Raw genomic sequence first — 16,091 nt, forward strand, 5'->3', positions numbered from 1 at the left:
ATTGAGATTTCTGGGGGTCATCATGTCTCGTTGGCCGTATTTCGTGGCCATCGCCCTGCTGCTCACCGGGTGCTCCAGCGCCCTCGACGGAAAAGCCTTCCGTGAGGGTTCGGCACCCGGCGCGAGCAGCGGCGATGCGCAGTATCCGCGGTACGACCCGCCCGCCGACGGGTCGGGTTTCAGCGACCAGGCGCGTGATCAGCCACTGGCCCTGCCCGTCAAGCAGGGCGCGTGCGACTGGCTGGATTCGATCAAGCCGGACCTGCAGCCGCTCGGCCTGGTCAGCGCCAAGGAAGAGTTCAGCGGCTGCCAGTTCGTGTTCCCGGGCAACAAGGGCGCGCAGGTGCACGCCTACGGCGCGTACAGCTGGATCACGCAGGACGCCGCGGTGATGGAGCCGGTGGAGATCGCCGGGATCAAGGGCCGGACCTACGCCTTCGACGCGGCTCCGGTGACGTTCTGCTCGGTCAACATGGACGTCCGCGCCTACGCCTCGATCGCCGTCGACGCCTACGACGTCGGCAGCGACGAAGCGGGCAACCGCGACGAGCACTGTGCGCTGGCGAAGAAGGTCGCCGAAGTGGTGGTGAAGAAGTTCGTCCCGCTCGCCGGCGGCACGCCCGCGGCGAGCACCGTTCAGGAGCCGGCCGCGGACGCGTTGAAGGCAGCGGACGTCTGCGAAGTCGTCAAGTTCACCCACGCGAATTACGCCGGCATCAATTCGGGCCGCGCAGGAGCGCAGAAGGGCGAGAGCCCGCTCGGGCCGACCTGCACCCACGAAGTCGCCTATGCGAAGGCCGTCGGGATGTACACGACCGGCACGGGCGGACTCGAAGCCGTGCCGCCGAAACCGGGCGCGGACGTGCGGACCGGGAAGTTCGGCACGCTCGAGGCCAGGTTCGAACAGACCGAGGAGACCTGCGCCGTCAGCGTGCGGCTCACCAACGGCCAGGTGGTGCAGGTCGACTTCATCGGCAAGAAGAAGGAAGCGATGACGCGGACCTGCGTGTCCGCTCAGCTCATCATGTCCGCGTCAATGCTGGGGCTGATAACCGGCGACGCGTAAGGCGGGGGAGGTCGCCCGTCATGGTCGAGTTTCCCCATTCGCCTGTGACACTTAGGGGCCAGTTGTTACTCTCCCCCGGTCAGCAGCATTTCGACAGGGGGCACCATGACGATCCGACCGCTCGCCACGACCTTCGCGGCCGCGGCGCTGTTCCTGCTCGTGGGGTGCGAGGAGCAGACGGCAGGAAGCGCGTCGCCGCAGCCTTCGGCGGTGCCGAACACCTCGACCGCACCGACGACTGGCAGCAGCAGCTCGAGCGCACCGACTGCGAGTGCTTCGCGACCTTCGGCGGCTTCGGTGACCGCTTCGCCGGCCACCAAACCCGCTACCGGCCCGGTGGCGCACACGCCGGACGGGGCCGCGGGCGTGATGGAGGAGTTCCACCACGCGCTGGGCGCCAAGGACCTGGACGTCGTATGCCGGATTTCGGCGCCTGCCTACGACGGCGGGATGAAAGAGTGCCGCAGCCTCACCCCGATGCTGTTCGAGATGCTCACGGCCGAGGACCTGAAGAACCTGAAGGCCACCAAGGTCAACCGCGCGAAGGTGCAGAGCAAGGGGCCTGACCAGGTGACCGTGCCACCCACGGCGATCGCGCCGAAAGCGACGATCATGGACGGCGACGCCAAGACGTTCACCATGGCGTGGCGCGGCGGGACCTGGGTCATCATCGAGTGAGCGAGCCCGGAAGAGAGCAAGGGACCTTTGCTACCGCTTACTTAGGCAGGCTAAGCGAGCGGTAGCAAAGGTCCCTTGCTCTCTTTTCGCAGGTTTGCGCAGGTCAGCGCGGGTGACGCTGGGGTTGCGGCTGCTGCTGGCGCGGTTGCTGGTGCGGCGGCGGAGGCTGCTGTTGCTGGGGCCGCCGCTGCACGATCTGGGTCACCGGGCCGTCCGGCGACTTGCCGGCGCGGGCCAGCCAGCCTTCGATCTCGCGCCGCACGGCGGTGAGCGTCGGACGGCGACGGGGTTCCTGGTCGAGCGACGCGACGAGGATCCGGGCGTGGGAGCTGCGGTCGGGCAGCTTCGACACCGGTTCGGCGCGGGCGGCGGCCATGAGCGCGGCCATCGGCGTCTCCCGGGTGCCGCGCGGAGGCTGACCCGACAGCGCGTAACTGACCGTCGCGGCGAGCTGCCACGCGTCCGACGCCGGGCTCGCCGTGGCGCCCATCGCCTGCTCGGGGGCGACGAAGTCCGGCGTGCCGATCATCATCCCGGTCGCGGTCATCTTCGAGTCGCCCTGGCTGCGGGCGATACCGAAGTCGATGAGGTGGGCGAGCCCGTTCCGGTCGAGGATGATGTTCGACGGCTTGATGTCGCGGTGCAGTACACCCTTTTCGTGCGCCGCGGCGAGCGCGCCCGCCATGGTCGACCAGAGCCGTCCGGCGGCGATGTCGTCCAGCGGGCCCTGCGAGTCGACGATCTCGGCCAGCGAGCGCCCCTCGAGGTACTCCATCACGAGCGCGAGCCCGTCCGGCTCCTCGACGAGGTCGTAGACGCGGACGCAGTTGGGGTGGTTCACCACGGCCAGCGCCCTCGCCTCACGCTGCATCCGCTCCTCGGTGTCGCGGTCCGGCGCGTGCGCGATCTTCAGCGCGATCGTGCGGTTGAGCTGCGTGTCGATGGCTTCCCAGACAGTGCCGAAGCCACCGTGGCCGAGCCGGCGGGTGCGCTTGTAGCGGCTGCCGCCGGAGTTCCGGGACCCCGGAGGCGCCGGGACCGGGCCCGGCATCGCGGCCAGGGCGGGCGGTTCGGGCGTCTGCGCCAGCGCGGTCGCCGGATACTGCTTCGGCGGGGCGGCCGGCGGCGGAAGCTGCTGCTGCGGCTTCGGGGCCGGCGGCTCCGGCCGGTACGGCTCGACCTTCTGCCGGGGCTGCGGGTCCGGCCGGTTGATGACCGACCACGGCGGCGGCCCGACGAGCGCGACCGGGATCAGGCCCAGCACGCTCAGCGGCAGGAAGCCGAGCCAGAAGTGCACGGCGGTGTTCGCGCCCATGCCGACACTGGCCAGCACCATCAGCACGAACGGGATCCAGAAGAACCGCGAAGGCCACTTCGGGCCGCGACGGAACGCGGTACGTGCCTGCAGCATCACGAACAGCAGCGAAACCGCGGGCAGCCCGACCAGCAGGACCAGGTAGACGATGTAGCTCAGCTGCATCCCGTTCGGATAGAACAGGACTTCATAGACGTTCTGACCGCCGCCGAGGTACACACTCTGCTTGCCGATCAGCGCGCCCTGGTCGGAGGTGAACGTCGCCAGGTCGCTGGCGCTGAACCCGGATCCGCCGCCCGACCTGGACGAGGCGGCCTCCTGGAAGACCTGCGAAACGCCGGTGGCGAGCAGCCACGGCAGCAGGAAGACCGAGACGACGCCGATGCCGCCGAACACCGACAGTGTCACCACGTCGTAGCGGTTACCGGTGCCTTTGCGGATGATCGCGACGATCATCGCGCCCAATGCGGGAAGCAGCGCGACCAGCGCTCCCGCGGTGCTCGTCGCCCACACCCAGTCCCCAGGCCAGATGCCCGGCCCGAACAGGCCGTGTGCGAACGAAAGCAGCGCGCTCGCTAGTCCCATGGACCCTGCTCCCCTCGCTAGTTCGTGCCGTTTCCGGCGGTTTTCCTCCGGTTCAGCTTAGGACGCTATACGCCCTCACAGGGTTGCCGGGTTGTCGCGGACGTCTCCGCGCCGTTACCACCAGGCATTCACCTGCCGCTGAGTCCATGATGGGCCGTACCCGAGCGTGAAGGAGCATTCGATGTACGCCGAGTCGTACCAGCGAAGCCTCGACGACCCGGAGGGCTTCTGGCTCGAAGCCGCACGGGCGATCGACTGGATCCGCCCGCCGTCACAGGCCCTCGACGCCTCGAAAGCCCCCTTCTACCGCTGGTTCCCCGACGGGGAGCTGAACACGGCGTTCAACGCGCTCGACCGGCACGTCCGGGACGGCCGCGGCGAGCAGACCGCGCTGATCTGGGACTCCCCCGTCACCGATTCGCAACGCCGGTTCACCTACGCCGAACTGCTGGACGAGGTCGCGCGGTTCGCCGGCACGCTCGCCTCGCTCGGCGTCGGGAAGGGCGACCGCGTCATCGTCTATCTGCCGATGGTCCCCGAAGCCGCGATCGCGATGCTCGCCTGCGCCCGGCTCGGCGCGGTGCACTCGGTGGTGTTCGGCGGGTTCGCGCCGAAGGAACTGGCGGCGCGGATCGAGGACGCGAAACCCAAGGTCATCGTGGCCGCGTCCTGCGGGATCGAACCGACACGGGTCGTCGAGTACCTGCCGATCATCAACGACGCGCTCGCGAGCACGGCCCACCAGCCCGACAAGGTCGTGGTGCTGCAGCGGGAGCGCGCCCGCGCCGAACTCGGCGAACGCGACGTCGACTGGGCCGAACTGATGGCGGACGCGTCGCCCGCCGATCCGGTGCCGGTCGCGGCGACCGATCCGCTGTACATCCTGTACACCTCCGGCACCACCGGGAAGCCGAAGGGCGTCGTGCGCGACACCGGCGGGCACGCGGTCGCGCTGGCCTGGTCGATGAGCGCGATCTACGACGTCCGGCCCGGCGACGTGTGGTGGACGGCGTCCGACGTCGGCTGGGTCGTCGGCCACTCCTACATCGTGTACGCGCCGCTGCTCGTCGGGGCGACGTCGGTGATGTACGAGGGCAAGCCGGTCGGGACGCCGGACGCGGGCGCGTTCTGGCGGGTCATCGCCGAGCACGGGGTGACGGCGCTGTTCACCGCGCCCACCGCGTTGCGGGCGATCAAGAAGGTCGACCCGGACGCCGCGGAGCTGGGGAAACACGACCTCGGCCGGTTCAGGACGTTGTTCATGGCGGGCGAGCGGCTCGATCCGGAGACCTATCACTGGGCGCACGACAAGCTCGGCGTGCCGGTGATCGACCACTGGTGGCAGACCGAGACAGGGTGGCCGATCGCGGCGAACCCGCGCGGCCTCGACCCGATGCCGGTCAAGCCTGGTTCCGCGACGAAACCGGTACCGGGGTGGGACGTGCGGATCCTGGACCAGTCGGGCGAGCCGCTCCCGGCCGGGAAGGAAGGCGCGATCACGATCAAGCTGCCGCTGCCGCCGGGTTCGCTGCCGACACTGTGGGAGGACGACGAGCGGTATCGCGAGGCCTACCTCTCGCGGTACGACGGCCACTACCTCACCGGCGACTCCGGGTACATCGACGAAGACGGCTACCTGTTCGTCATGGGCCGGACGGACGACGTCATCAACGTCGCCGGTCACCGGCTTTCGACCGGGTCGATGGAGGCCGTGCTGGCCTCCCACCCCGCCGTCGCCGAATGCGCGGTCATCGGGGTCCGGGACCAGCTCAAGGGCCAGTTACCGCGCGGTTTCGTGGTACTGAAGTCGGGTGTCGAGGCCGACGACGAGACGCTGAAGGCGGAACTGGTCGCGCTGGTGCGGCGTGATATCGGCCCGGTGGCCGCGTTCCGTGACGTGTCCATTGTGGACGCGCTGCCGAAGACCCGGTCCGGCAAGATCCTGCGGAAGACCATGCGGGGCATAGCCGACGGACGTGACGAACCGGTGCCTTCGACCATCGAAGACGCAAGTGTTCTCGATGCCCTGAAAGCGGTGCTACGCGGCGAGTGAACCGGTGATCGGTACGCGGCGTAGTCCGATCGGGTGTTGTCGTGTTTGCCCTATTGGTCTATACCTCCTAGAGAAGCGAGTCTCCAGTTCCCCGACCGGAGGTGCTCCATGAGAGGTGCTCCATGAGTAAATGCCTTTCCCGAACCGTGCTAGGCGCGGCCGTTCTGAGTCTCGTGACTCTCGGCCTGCCGGCACTGGCGAACCCGGCGGCCGCCGAACCCGCCGCGCAGCACGCGAAGACCGAACGAGCCGTCACGGACGTCGTTCCCGTTCCCGTCGAAGCCAAGGCGGACTCCCGCGCGAACTTCCGGCTCAGCCCCGCGACCGTCATCCGCACCGACCGCGAAGGCAGGCAAGTCGGCGAGTACCTGGCGAGCCTGCTCCGGCCCGCCACCGGGTACCGGCTGCCCGTCGTCAGCGGCCACCGCGGCGGCGGCCCGGCCATCTCCCTGGAAACCGGCCACGCGGGCGGCCGCGTCGGCACCGAGGGCTACCAGCTCAAGGTGTCCTCCTCCGGAGTGACGCTGAAGGCCAACACCGACGAGGGCCTGTTCTCCGGCGTGCAGACGCTGCGCCAGCTGTTCCCGTCGGCGATCGACGCGAAGTCCGTCCAGCACCGCTCGTGGGTGGTCTCGGGCGGCACCGTGCTCGACTACCCGCGCTTCGGCTACCGCGGCGCGATGCTCGACGTCGCCCGGCACTTCTTCACCCCGTCGCAGGTCAAGCTCTACATCGACCAGATCGCGCAGTACAAGATCAACACGCTCCATCTGCACCTGAGCGACGACCAGGGCTGGCGGATCGAGATCAAGAGCTGGCCGAAGCTGGCGACCATCGGCGGGAAGACCGCCGTCGGCGGCGGCGCGGGCGGGTACTACACCCAGGAGCAGTACAAGGACCTGGTGCGCTACGCGGCTTCGCGACACATCACGATCGTTCCCGAGATCGACATGCCGGGGCACACCAACGCGGCCCAGCACTCCTACGCCGAGCTGAACTGCGACGGCGTCGCGGTGCCACCGCGAACGGACACCGAAGTCGGCTACAGCTCCTTGTGCATCAACAAGGACATCACCTACAAGTTCGTCGACGACGTCCTGCGTGAGCTGTCGGCGATCACCCCGGGGAAGTACATCAACATCGGTGGCGACGAAGCGCACGCCACCACTCCGGAGGATTACCAGACCTTCGCGAAGAAGGTTCAACCGATCGTCTCGAAGTACGGCAAGAAGATCACCGGTTGGCATGACATCGCCAAGACGGCTCCGCCGACGTCGGCCATCCCGCAGTACTGGGGCACGACCGACACCGACGCCAATGTCGCGGCGGCGGCGCAGCGGGGCAACAAGATCCTGATGTCGCCGGCGAACAAGGCGTATCTGGACATGAAGTACCACCCCCAGACGCCGCTCGGCCTGGACTGGGCCGGTCTGATCGAGGTCAAGGACGGCTACGACTGGGATCCGTCCACGTACCTGAAGGGCGTGACGGAGAAGAACATCGCCGGTGTCGAGGCGCCGCTGTGGTCGGAAACGCTCGTGACCAGTGACAACATCGAGTTCATGGCGTTCCCGAGGCTGCCCGGCTACGCCGAGATGGGCTGGTCGCCGAAGACTTCCCGCACTTGGGACGCTTACCGGCTCCGGCTGGCGAAGCAGAGCCCGCGGTGGGTTCAGCAGGGCATCGACTTCTACCGGTCCACGCAGGTCGACTGGAAGTAGCTCGCGAGTGTCATGAAAGGGTCTTTCAGGACACGGCTGCGGCGTCGAGACGGGCGGTGATGGCGGCTCGGGCCAGCGTGTAGGGCTCCTTGCCGCCGAACATGACCGAGTCGGCGTTCGCGGCCCGCCCGAGAGCGTGCAGTTCGAAGGCCAGCCGCTCCACGTCGACGGAATCGTCGAGGTGCCCCAGTTTCCGGGCCTCGACGGCGATGGAACGGATGAACTGTGCGAAGGCCCGGCTCACCTTCGCCACGGCGTCGTGGACGCGGCCGGTCCGCGCGTCGAACTCGGCGCCGGTGTTGAAGAAGAAGCAGCCGCCGGGGAATACCCGGCGTTCCGAGTAGTCCAGCCAGTTCGCGCACAACGCGCGAAGCCGTTCGATGCCCTGCTCGACCTCCAGGGTCGGGGCGACGACGTTCTCGGCGAAGATCGCGCTCGCCGTCTCGATGGCCGCGAGCTGCAGTTCCTCCTTGGACCCGAACAACGCGAAAACGCCGGATTTGCTCAGTTCCAGCTCGGTGGCGAGCCTGCCGAGGGACAGTCCGTCGAGCCCTTCGACCGAGGCGATGTCGACGGCGCGCCGCAGCACGATCCGCCTCGTCGCGTCGCCCCGGGCCACCCGGCCGTCAACCGGCATTCCGTTCCTCCTGCCGCCGCTTCGCCGCTGCCAGGCCGTCACGGTACTGCCGGGAGAGCGCCCGCGCGGCGAGGACCCGGTCCAGCAGCGCCCCGTACGCGGCCCGCCGGTCGGCGTCGAGCTGGGCGACGTTGGTGTACGACGCGACGTACACCTCCGCGATCGTCGGGTTCACCGGATCGCGTTCTTCGAGCAGCATCCGACCGGACGTGGGGACTTCACCCGTCCGCAGCACACGCAGGTACCAGCCGCTGCGACCGGAGTCGATCATCGCCGGGATGACGTCCTTGCGCCCGGTCTTCATCGCGAGCTTGAAACACGGGGTCCGCGGCTGCGACACCTCGACCAGCGCGTCTCCCCACGCCCAGATGTCGCCGATACGCACGTCGTACTCGTCGGCGCCCACCACCGACGCGTTCTCGCCGAAATCGCCCGCGGCGACCGGGAAGCCCTGCTCGGACCATGCCGCGTAATGCGTCGCCGGATAGACGTAGACCGCTTTGTCGACCCCGCCGTGGACCGTGCGATCCGCCTGGTCGTCACCCGCCAGGTTGATCTCGCCCAGCTTCAGGGACGGCACTTCCACGCGCGATTTCGAGATCGCGCTGTAGATCGGGATATCGCGCTTCAAGCCGAGTACGGACGGACGCCCGACGAAGACCTCGTTCACTTCGAGTGTGCTCACACCTAGAAGGTAGCACGATCGTTCGTATATCTTGCCATCATGGACTTTTTCGAAGTGACGAGACGGGCACACCGCCGAGCGGGAACGACGATCTCCGGTGTCGGCGCCGACGACTGGGACCGCTCGACCCCCTGCGCCGAGTGGACCGTCCGCGACCTCGTGCACCACCTGATCGACAACAACGAGCAGTACGCCGCGCAGGCGGCGGGCCGTCCCCGGAACACCCGCACGACCACGGACGGCGACCTCGCCAAAGCCCACGAAGAGAGTTCCGCCGAGTTCCTCACGGCCTTCGACACCTCGGCGCTCGCCAAGATCTTCGACTTCGGGAACTTCGGCCCGCTGCCCGGCGCGAACGTCTTGGCGGTGCTGTTCGTCGACACCCTCGTCCACGGCTGGGACCTCGACGCCGCGCTCGGCCGCGAACACCACTGGGACGACGAACTCGCCACAGCCGCGCTGGCCGTGGCGAGCCGCTACCCCGATGTCACGCCGGTGCGCGGGCCCGGCGGCGCCTTCGGCCACGCTGTCGAGGCACCGCCGGACGCCGGCCCGGGCGAACGGCTCATCGCGTTGCTGGGCCGTTCAGCTCCGCCGACGGTGCCACCCATCGGGCCCGCCTGAACAGGTAAGTTGCTCGCCGCTACGGCCGGAGGTCGTGGTCGGGCTTGGCGACGGCCGCCGTGGCGGCTTGCTCGATCTGGCCGCGCCGGGCTTCCCAGAAGGCCGCGTCGTGCCGCTGGGTGGCGTAGTCGGCGGCCACCCCGGTCGAGCCGTCCGCTTGTTCGCGCAGGATATCGGCGTGTCCGGCGTGCCGGCTGGTCTCGGTGAGCATGTGGACCAGAACGTTGAACAGCATCACCTGAGGTCGCGGCCACCAGGGCACGTGACCGGGCGAATCAACGGCCAGAGCCGCGATTGTCGCGTCGGAGTGCTCCCAGACGCGCCGGTAGCGGCCGATGACCTCCTCACGCGTCTCGTGCTCGGTGGCCCACATGTCGGCACCGCGTTGCCCGGGGTCGTCCCATCGGGGCAGGGGTTCGGGGAACGGCCTGCCGAAGACCTCGCCGAAGTACCGGGACTCCCAGAGCGACAGGTGCTTGACCAACCCGAGAAGATTGGTGCCGGTCGGGGTCAGGGGACGGCGGATCTCGTACTCGCCCAGCCCTTCGAGCTTCCAGAGCATCACCTCGCGGACCTCGCGCAGATCGCCGTGTAAGTACTCTTTCGCGAAATCATCGATCATGACACGAGCCTGTCATGCACCGCGAAGTAGACAGCGTCTACATGAGTTTGATAGACAGTGTCTACAAGGTGAACTCGCGGTTACGGAGATCTGGATGGGCTACCAACGTTTCGTCGCGCTCGGCGACAGCTGCGCCGAAGGGCTGGCCGACCCGCATCCGGACGGCGGCCACTACCGCGGCTGGGCCGACTTCGTCGCGGGACGCCTCGCCGAAGAGCAGCCCGGTTTCCGCTACGCCAACCTCGCCGTCCGCGGCCGGCGGCTCGACCAGATCCACGTCGAGCAGACCCCGGCGGCGAGCCGGCTCGAACCCGACCTGATCGCGCTGTTCGGCGGCGGCAACGACGTGATGAGCCGCGGCTGGGACGCGCGCACGGTCGCCCGCCGCGTCGACGCGACCATCCGTGCCTGCACCGAAATCGCGCCCGCCGTCGTCACCTTCACCCTCAGCGACATCTCCCACCGCATGCCGATGGGGCACCGCATGCGCCCGCGGATCGTCGCGCTGAACGACGCCGTCCGCGAGGCTTCCGTCAGTTACGGCGCGACACTGGTCGACCTCTGGCCGGACCACGCCGTGCACGATTCCCGCTACTTCGGCCCGGACAGGCTGCACCTGTCCGAACCCGGCCACCGGCGCCTCGCCGGGCACGTGCTCGGCAAACTCGGCGTCAGCCACGACCCGGCCTGGCTCGAACCGCTCCCCGGCCCCGACGCGCGCCCCGGCCTGCGGGCCGACCTGCGCTGGATGCGCCAAGAGGTCCTCCCGGTCGCGGTCACCCGGTTCCGCAACCGGCTCATCGGCCGCCAGCCCGGGGACGGCTTCCTGCCGAAACGCCCCGAACTGCTTCCCATCGCGGAGGAGACGCAGGCATGGGCGCCCGAACCCGCCTGATCGACACGGCGGCGAACCTGCTGGCCGAAGAAGGCGTCAGCGCCGTGACGCTGCGCGGGATCGCGAAAGCGGCAGGCGTCTCGCACGGCGCGCCGCTGCGGCATTTCTCCGGCCGCGCGGCCCTGCTTTCGGCCGTCGCCACCCGCGGCTACACGGAACTACTCGGCCGCGGCACCGGCTTGCCGAACGGAACGCCGCGAGAACGGCTCATCGCGGCCTGCCACGGATATCTCGATTTCGCGCTGGCCAATCCGGCGATGTTCGAGCTGATGTTCCGCCGCGACCTCATCGATCCGGAGGACGCCGAACTCACGCGGGTGAGCAGCGCGGTGTTCGACTTCTTCGCCGTGCTCGTCGCCGACGTCCAGGGCACCGGCTGGCATCCCGGCACCGATCCGCGGCTGCTCGCGTCGTCGCTGTGGGCGTCGCTGCACGGCCTCGCCCAGTTGTGGCTGTGGGGCGGGCTGGCGGGGGCGAGTTTCGCGCCGTCCCCGGAAAGCGCGCTGGCCGTCACGCTCGACGCGTATCTGGGCTGAATCCCGGCCATCGGGACGGACTGCTTCAGCTCCCACCGCCAGGGCGACGACCCGATCGCCTTCCCCGGATGCCCTGGGTTTCGCATATCCACGAGTTCTTCGGCAACCGCACCGCGAACGCCCCGGACCAGAACCCGTACGCCCGCTGGTCCTGCCTCGGCACGCCGGAATCGAGCAGGGACTTCCTCGCCTGCCCGGCACCCTCGGCGGCGTCCAGGTCTCCGACGCGCCCGGTTCACCTTCCACGGCGGCTACGTCTGCGGCACCGACGGGAATCCGATTCAGCCGTGACTTCGGCTTTCAGCCGTGAATTTTCGACTCGGCGAAGAGGTGGACCACCGCGGGCTTCCCCTCCCGTAAAGCCCTCTACCCGAAGCGGGTCATCCTCTTCGCCGAGTTGGGGGAATGGAAATGTCCATCCTTCTTCGACGTTAGCGGGGCGGATCACCGAGCGGAATATCCCCGAGTCGGACACCGGCGTAAACCTTGGCGGTATATGACTCCCGGTATATACCGCGCCGGTTGCAGCAATTGGGTTCGGTGACCCTCCGACGGTAGCTTGCGGACGTGCCGTCACTCGCCAAGCCGATCCAGGCCCTTCGGGCGCGGCCCCTGCTCGTCGACTGCCTGATCGCCGCGGCGTCGGCGGCCCTGCTCGGCCTGGGCGCGGCGCCCCACGGCGGCGCGTTCGGCGATCCCGCTCCCGTCGGCGTCGTCCTCCTCGCGGTGCTCGTGGCGGCCCCGCTCGTGGTCCGCCGTCGTTACCCGATCGCGGTACTGCTCACGTCCGTCGTGATCATGACCGTCTACACCTCCTTGGGTTACCGGGCCACCTTGGGCGAACCGGCTGCCTTCATCGCGGCGTACACCGTCTGGGCGCGCTATCCGCCCGCGAAGGCCGTGGCCCCGACGGTCGCGTGGGTCGTCCTGTTCGAACTGGGTCTCGTCCTCGGGGACGTACCGTCCTTTGTGGTCGATACGACCAGGCTGCTCGCGCAGTGCGCGGGCACGATCATCGTCGGACGGCTCGGCTATCTCCGGGCGGACAGGATGGTGGAACGGGCAGTCCGCGCGGAACGGGAGATCCGGCTCGAAGCGGAACAGGCCGTCGCGGAGGAGCGCATCCGCATCGCCCACGAGCTGCACGACGTCGTCTCTCACCACATCTCGGTGATCTCGGTGCAGGCGAACCTCGCGCGGTACGTGTTCGAATCCTCCCCCGACACCGCGCGCACCGCGCTGGACACCATCACCGGGACGACGACGGAGGCGCTCGACGAACTCCGGCGGCTGCTCGGGGTCCTGCGCCCGCCGCGGTACGAACTCCGCGAATACCGTCCGCAGCCGGGTCTGGCGGATCTCCCCGCGCTGGTCGCCCGCGTGCGCGAAGCCGGTCTCACGGTGAAAACGCGGACCACCGGCGAACCCCGGCGGCTCCCGCCCGGCCAGCAACTGTGCACCTACCGCATCGCGCAGGAGGCACTGACGAATGTGCTGAAACACGCCGGTGAGGCGTGTGCGGAACTCACCCTCGAATACGGTGCCGACGAACTCGTGCTGCGTGTCCGCAATTCCGCTTCCGAGGGAACTCCGCCACCCAATCCGGCGGGACAAGGCCTCATCGGAATGCGCGAACGGGCGAGAATGTACGGTGGCCAGATCGAAATGGGACCCGTCGGTTCAGGCGGCTTCGCGATCGAACTGACCCTTCCCTATCTTCCGCAGGAGCGAGCCCGGTGACCAGTGTGCTGGTGGTCGACGACCAGGATCTCGTCCGCGCCGGGTTCGCCGCGTTGCTCGACGCCGTTCCCGACGTGCGCGTCGTGGGCGAAGCGCGCGATGGGCTCGAAGCCGTCGCGAAAGCGCTTGAACTGCGGCCGGACGTGATCCTGATGGACATCCGGCTGCCCGAACTCGACGGTGTGAAGGCGACCGAGCGGATCCTCGCGCAGGCCGGGCCGGACAAGCCGAGCGTGCTCATGCTGACGGTGTTCGACCTCGACGAGTACGTCTACACCGCCCTGCGCGCGGGTGCGGCGGGTTTCCTGCTCAAGGACAGCCCGCCGGAGACCCTGATCGCCGGGATCCACGCCGTCGCGCGCGGCGACATGCTGTTCGGGCCGACCATCATCCGGCGGCTGGTCGAGGCCTTCACCCAGGGACCGCCCGACCAGCCTCCGGCACCACCGGCGCTGAGCGGGCTCACCGAACGCGAACTCGAGGTGCTGCGGTTCGTCGGCACCGGGATGCCGAACGCCGACATCGCGCGGAACCTGCTGGTCAGCGAGGCCACGGTGAAGACGCATCTGAACCGTGTGATGACGAAGCTACGGATCTCGAGCCGCGCGCAGGCCGTGGTGGTGGCCTACGAAACGGGCCTCGTGCGACCTCGCGGTTCCTGAACGACCCGGTCGAAGTCCTTGCCCAGCACGGCTTTCGCGGCGTACCAGCCGCCCATTCCGTGTACCCCCGGCCCCGGCGCCGTCGCGGCCGAGCACAGGAAGACACCGCCGAGCGGGGTCCGGTGCGGCTTCTGCCGCAGCACGGGGCGGCCCATCACCTGCCGCAGGTTCACCGCGCCGGCGGCGACGTCACCGCCGACGTAATTCGCGTTGTACGCCTCGAGTTCCGGCGCGGTGAGACACCGGCTCGCCGAGATCGTGTCGGAGAACCCGGGGGCGAACCGCTCGATCCGGCGACGGACGAGCTCCGTCATGTCCCGCGGATCCCCTTGCGGCACATGGCAATAAGCCCACACTGGCCGCTTCCCGGGCAGTCCGCGGCTCGGATCGATCGCCATCGGGTCGGAGACGAGCACGAAGCGGTCGTCCGGGCTCTCTCCGCGCACGATGGCGTTCTCGACGGCGTACACCGCGTCGCGCGTCCCGCCGAGATGGACCGTGCCGGCCTTGCCCACCTCGGGCACGGCCCAGGGAACCGGTTCGGACACCAGGAAATCGACCTTCGCCGCGCCAGGACCGTATTTGTACGACTCCAGTGCCTGGCGATAGCGCGGCGGCATCAGATCGCGGGCGATGTCGAGGAAGCCTCGAGGCCCGATATCGAGGATCACCGTCCGCGACTTCGCCAGTTGCCGCAGGTCCGTGATCCGGCTGCCGGTGTGGATCCGGCCTCCGTGCGCACGGAGGTCGGCGGCGAGCGCGTCGGTGATGGTCCGGCTGCCGCCACGGGCGATCGGCCAGCCTGTCGAGTGAGCGAGATGGGCGAGCAGCAGGGTCGCGCCGGCCGCGGCGAGCGAAGGCTGGCGGCTCATCACATGCGCGGAGACCCCGGCGAGCAGCGCGGGCGCTTCGGGGCCGGTGAATAGGCGGCGCTCCAGCCCGGCGGCGAGCGTCAGTATCCGGGCGGGCAGCAGCGCGGCCGCCCGGGGATCACGCGGTGGACGGCGGAGGTCGCCGAGCAGCAGATCGGTCAGTTCGCGGCTGCGTTCGACCAGCGGGCCTATCAGCCGTCGCCAGCGGGGCCCGTCCACGCCGAGGGCGTCACAGGTCCGGTCAAGGTCCTCGTACGCGAGCCCGGCGCGGCCGCCGTCGAGCGGATGCGCGTAGGCGATCTCCGGCCGCAGGAGTTCGACGCCGCGCTCGGCCAGGCCGAACCAGCGGAAGAAGGGAGACGCCGCGGCCATCGGATGCCCGGTGGCGCAGATGTCGTGGCGGACGTCGTCGTCGAACAGCGCGGTGGTGCGCGTTCCCCCGCCGATCTCCTCCGCCGACTCGTGGACCTCGACCGAGAGACCCGCCCGGGCCAGGATGACCGCGGCCGCGAGCCCGTTCGGGCCGGAACCGACCACCGACACATCGGCCGACATGCCACCCCCTTGCCGAGATCCGAACATCTGATCGAATATTGTCGGACCCCTCTCCTAGGTTGATCCGCACCAACCCAATCAGGAAGGGGGGCCATGCCCGACCACGACACGCTGCTCGCGCGCGTCCGGAAACTCCTCGCCAAGGCGGAGGACCCGGCGGTCACCGAGGCCGAAGCCGAGTCGTACAACACCAAGGCCGCCGAACTGATCGCCCGGTACGGCATCGATCAGGCGCTGCTGGCCGCCTCCGGCGCGACGGCGGACGAGATCACCCAGGTCACGATCTCGATCGACAACCCGTACAGCCGGGACAAGGCCGGCCTGCTCACGAACATCGCGCATCCGATGCGCTGCCGGGCGCTGCTGCACCGGCTGGGCCAGTCGGTCACCGCGGTGACCGTGTTCGGTTTCCGGTCCGACCTCGAGCGCGTCGAGCTGCTGTACACCAGCCTGTTGCTGCAGGCGACCACCCAGCTGACCAGGGTGCGCCCGGAGAACCGCGTGTTCGCGGGCGAATCGCTGGCGGCGTACCGGCGGACCTGGCTGCACGGATTCTCCGGAGCGGTCTACGAACGGCTTCGCCGCAGTGAGGACACCGCCGCCCGCACCCACACCACCGCCGCGGGCCAGCGCTCGGCCGAACTCGTGGTCCAGGATCGGACCGCGATGGTCCAGCACGCCTACGAAGAACAGTACGGCGGCCTGCGCTCGGCACCGCCGAGGCGGCTGACCGGCAGCGGCTACCTCGACGGGCACTTCGCCGGCGAGCGCGCCAACCTCAACACCACCGGCCTCACCGGAAGGCGCCCCGCGCTGCCGGTGCGCTAGGTCCCCGCCCCTGGCGG

The 16,091-nt window shown here is 69.1% G+C and carries 15 protein-coding genes; 10 read left to right on the forward strand and 5 right to left on the reverse strand.

Annotated elements, in window-relative coordinates; all coding sequences use genetic code 11:
* The first annotated feature begins 22 nt into the window (after window positions 1-22).
* Complete coding sequence (locus ACLJRL_RS07425; RefSeq protein ID WP_410655317.1) at window positions 23-1,066, forward strand: hypothetical protein; 1,044 nt, start codon at window positions 23-25, stop codon at window positions 1,064-1,066.
* Between the two features lie 105 nt (window positions 1,067-1,171).
* Window positions 1,172-1,744, forward strand: coding sequence for a hypothetical protein (locus ACLJRL_RS07430; protein ID WP_410655318.1), 573 nt, complete (start codon window positions 1,172-1,174; stop codon window positions 1,742-1,744).
* Window positions 1,745-1,847: 103 nt separating this feature from the next.
* Here ACLJRL_RS07430 and ACLJRL_RS07435 read toward each other — a convergent pair whose 3' ends face one another.
* The gene (locus tag ACLJRL_RS07435) at window positions 1,848-3,644 is read right to left on the reverse strand and encodes a serine/threonine-protein kinase (protein WP_410655319.1); all 1,797 of its coding nucleotides are present in this window, start codon (window positions 3,642-3,644) and stop codon (window positions 1,848-1,850) included.
* Window positions 3,645-3,825: 181 nt separating this feature from the next.
* Between ACLJRL_RS07435 and ACLJRL_RS07440 the strand changes: the two genes are divergently transcribed.
* Both ACLJRL_RS07440 and ACLJRL_RS07445 read left to right on the forward strand, forming a co-directional pair.
* Complete coding sequence (locus ACLJRL_RS07440) at window positions 3,826-5,697, forward strand: propionyl-CoA synthetase (protein WP_410655320.1); 1,872 nt, start codon at window positions 3,826-3,828, stop codon at window positions 5,695-5,697.
* Between the two features lie 122 nt (window positions 5,698-5,819).
* Window positions 5,820-7,418, forward strand: a complete 1,599-nt coding sequence (locus ACLJRL_RS07445; RefSeq protein ID WP_410655321.1) for a beta-N-acetylhexosaminidase — start codon at window positions 5,820-5,822, stop codon at window positions 7,416-7,418.
* Window positions 7,419-7,443: 25 nt separating this feature from the next.
* Here ACLJRL_RS07445 and ACLJRL_RS07450 read toward each other — a convergent pair whose 3' ends face one another.
* Together ACLJRL_RS07450 and ACLJRL_RS07455 are read right to left on the reverse strand one after the other, a co-directional pair.
* Window positions 7,444-8,055: a TetR/AcrR family transcriptional regulator gene (locus tag ACLJRL_RS07450; RefSeq protein WP_410655322.1), complete on the reverse strand. Its 612-nt coding sequence runs from the start codon at window positions 8,053-8,055 to the stop codon at window positions 7,444-7,446.
* The gene (locus ACLJRL_RS07455; RefSeq protein ID WP_410655323.1) at window positions 8,045-8,740 is read right to left on the reverse strand and encodes an MOSC domain-containing protein; all 696 of its coding nucleotides are present in this window, start codon (window positions 8,738-8,740) and stop codon (window positions 8,045-8,047) included. The genes ACLJRL_RS07450 and ACLJRL_RS07455 overlap by 11 nt, the downstream gene beginning before the upstream one ends.
* A 39-nt stretch (window positions 8,741-8,779) precedes the next feature.
* Between ACLJRL_RS07455 and ACLJRL_RS07460 the strand changes: the two genes are divergently transcribed.
* Complete coding sequence (locus ACLJRL_RS07460) at window positions 8,780-9,364, forward strand: TIGR03086 family metal-binding protein (RefSeq protein ID WP_410655324.1); 585 nt, start codon at window positions 8,780-8,782, stop codon at window positions 9,362-9,364.
* Window positions 9,365-9,383: 19 nt separating this feature from the next.
* Here the strand turns inward: ACLJRL_RS07460 and ACLJRL_RS07465 are convergent, their stop codons facing one another.
* A complete protein-coding gene (locus tag ACLJRL_RS07465) occupies window positions 9,384-9,986 on the reverse strand; it encodes a DinB family protein (protein ID WP_410655325.1) in 603 nt (200 codons plus the stop codon).
* Between the two features lie 94 nt (window positions 9,987-10,080).
* Here ACLJRL_RS07465 and ACLJRL_RS07470 point away from each other — a divergent pair, with 94 nt between their 5' ends.
* The 4 genes from ACLJRL_RS07470 (at window position 10,081) to ACLJRL_RS07485 (ending at window position 13,819) form a co-directional block, all read left to right on the forward strand.
* A complete protein-coding gene (locus tag ACLJRL_RS07470; protein WP_410655326.1) occupies window positions 10,081-10,881 on the forward strand; it encodes an SGNH/GDSL hydrolase family protein in 801 nt (266 codons plus the stop codon).
* Complete coding sequence (locus ACLJRL_RS07475; RefSeq protein ID WP_410655327.1) at window positions 10,860-11,417, forward strand: TetR/AcrR family transcriptional regulator; 558 nt, start codon at window positions 10,860-10,862, stop codon at window positions 11,415-11,417. Before ACLJRL_RS07470 ends, ACLJRL_RS07475 begins: the two co-directional genes overlap by 22 nt.
* 567 nt (window positions 11,418-11,984) lie before the next feature.
* Window positions 11,985-13,157 carry a sensor histidine kinase gene (locus ACLJRL_RS07480; protein ID WP_410655328.1) on the forward strand — a complete coding sequence of 391 codons (1,173 nt, stop codon included), beginning with the start codon at window positions 11,985-11,987 and terminating at the stop codon, window positions 13,155-13,157.
* Window positions 13,154-13,819, forward strand: a complete 666-nt coding sequence (locus ACLJRL_RS07485) for a response regulator (protein WP_410655329.1) — start codon at window positions 13,154-13,156, stop codon at window positions 13,817-13,819. Before ACLJRL_RS07480 ends, ACLJRL_RS07485 begins: the two co-directional genes overlap by 4 nt.
* Here ACLJRL_RS07485 and ACLJRL_RS07490 read toward each other — a convergent pair.
* A complete protein-coding gene (locus ACLJRL_RS07490; protein ID WP_410655330.1) occupies window positions 13,783-15,246 on the reverse strand; it encodes a phytoene desaturase family protein in 1,464 nt (487 codons plus the stop codon). The genes ACLJRL_RS07485 and ACLJRL_RS07490 overlap by 37 nt on opposite strands.
* Window positions 15,247-15,339: 93 nt before the next feature.
* Between ACLJRL_RS07490 and ACLJRL_RS07495 the strand changes: the two genes are divergently transcribed.
* Complete coding sequence (locus ACLJRL_RS07495) at window positions 15,340-16,074, forward strand: DUF2786 domain-containing protein (RefSeq protein ID WP_410655331.1); 735 nt, start codon at window positions 15,340-15,342, stop codon at window positions 16,072-16,074.
* Window positions 16,075-16,091 lie beyond the last annotated feature (17 nt).

Source organism: Amycolatopsis sp. lyj-112, from assembly GCF_046549055.1.
Classification (GTDB): Bacteria; Actinomycetota; Actinomycetes; order Mycobacteriales; family Pseudonocardiaceae; genus Amycolatopsis.

What these genes read in the sequence shown, in the direction of transcription:
- ACLJRL_RS07425 (WP_410655317.1), top strand. Translation starts at nt 23, where the DNA reads ATGTCTCGTTGGCCGTATTTCGTGGCCATCGCCCTGCTGCTCACCGGG.
- ACLJRL_RS07430 (WP_410655318.1), top strand. Translation starts at nt 1,172, where the DNA reads ATGACGATCCGACCGCTCGCCACGACCTTCGCGGCCGCGGCGCTGTTC.
- ACLJRL_RS07435 (WP_410655319.1), bottom strand. Translation starts at nt 3,644, where the DNA reads ATGGGACTAGCGAGCGCGCTGCTTTCGTTCGCACACGGCCTGTTCGGG.
- ACLJRL_RS07440 (WP_410655320.1), top strand. Translation starts at nt 3,826, where the DNA reads ATGTACGCCGAGTCGTACCAGCGAAGCCTCGACGACCCGGAGGGCTTC.
- ACLJRL_RS07445 (WP_410655321.1), top strand. Translation starts at nt 5,820, where the DNA reads ATGAGTAAATGCCTTTCCCGAACCGTGCTAGGCGCGGCCGTTCTGAGT.
- ACLJRL_RS07450 (WP_410655322.1), bottom strand. Translation starts at nt 8,055, where the DNA reads ATGCCGGTTGACGGCCGGGTGGCCCGGGGCGACGCGACGAGGCGGATC.
- ACLJRL_RS07460 (WP_410655324.1), top strand. Translation starts at nt 8,780, where the DNA reads ATGGACTTTTTCGAAGTGACGAGACGGGCACACCGCCGAGCGGGAACG.
- ACLJRL_RS07465 (WP_410655325.1), bottom strand. Translation starts at nt 9,986, where the DNA reads ATGATCGATGATTTCGCGAAAGAGTACTTACACGGCGATCTGCGCGAG.
- ACLJRL_RS07470 (WP_410655326.1), top strand. Translation starts at nt 10,081, where the DNA reads ATGGGCTACCAACGTTTCGTCGCGCTCGGCGACAGCTGCGCCGAAGGG.
- ACLJRL_RS07475 (WP_410655327.1), top strand. Translation starts at nt 10,860, where the DNA reads ATGGGCGCCCGAACCCGCCTGATCGACACGGCGGCGAACCTGCTGGCC.
- ACLJRL_RS07490 (WP_410655330.1), bottom strand. Translation starts at nt 15,246, where the DNA reads ATGTCGGCCGATGTGTCGGTGGTCGGTTCCGGCCCGAACGGGCTCGCG.
- ACLJRL_RS07495 (WP_410655331.1), top strand. Translation starts at nt 15,340, where the DNA reads ATGCCCGACCACGACACGCTGCTCGCGCGCGTCCGGAAACTCCTCGCC.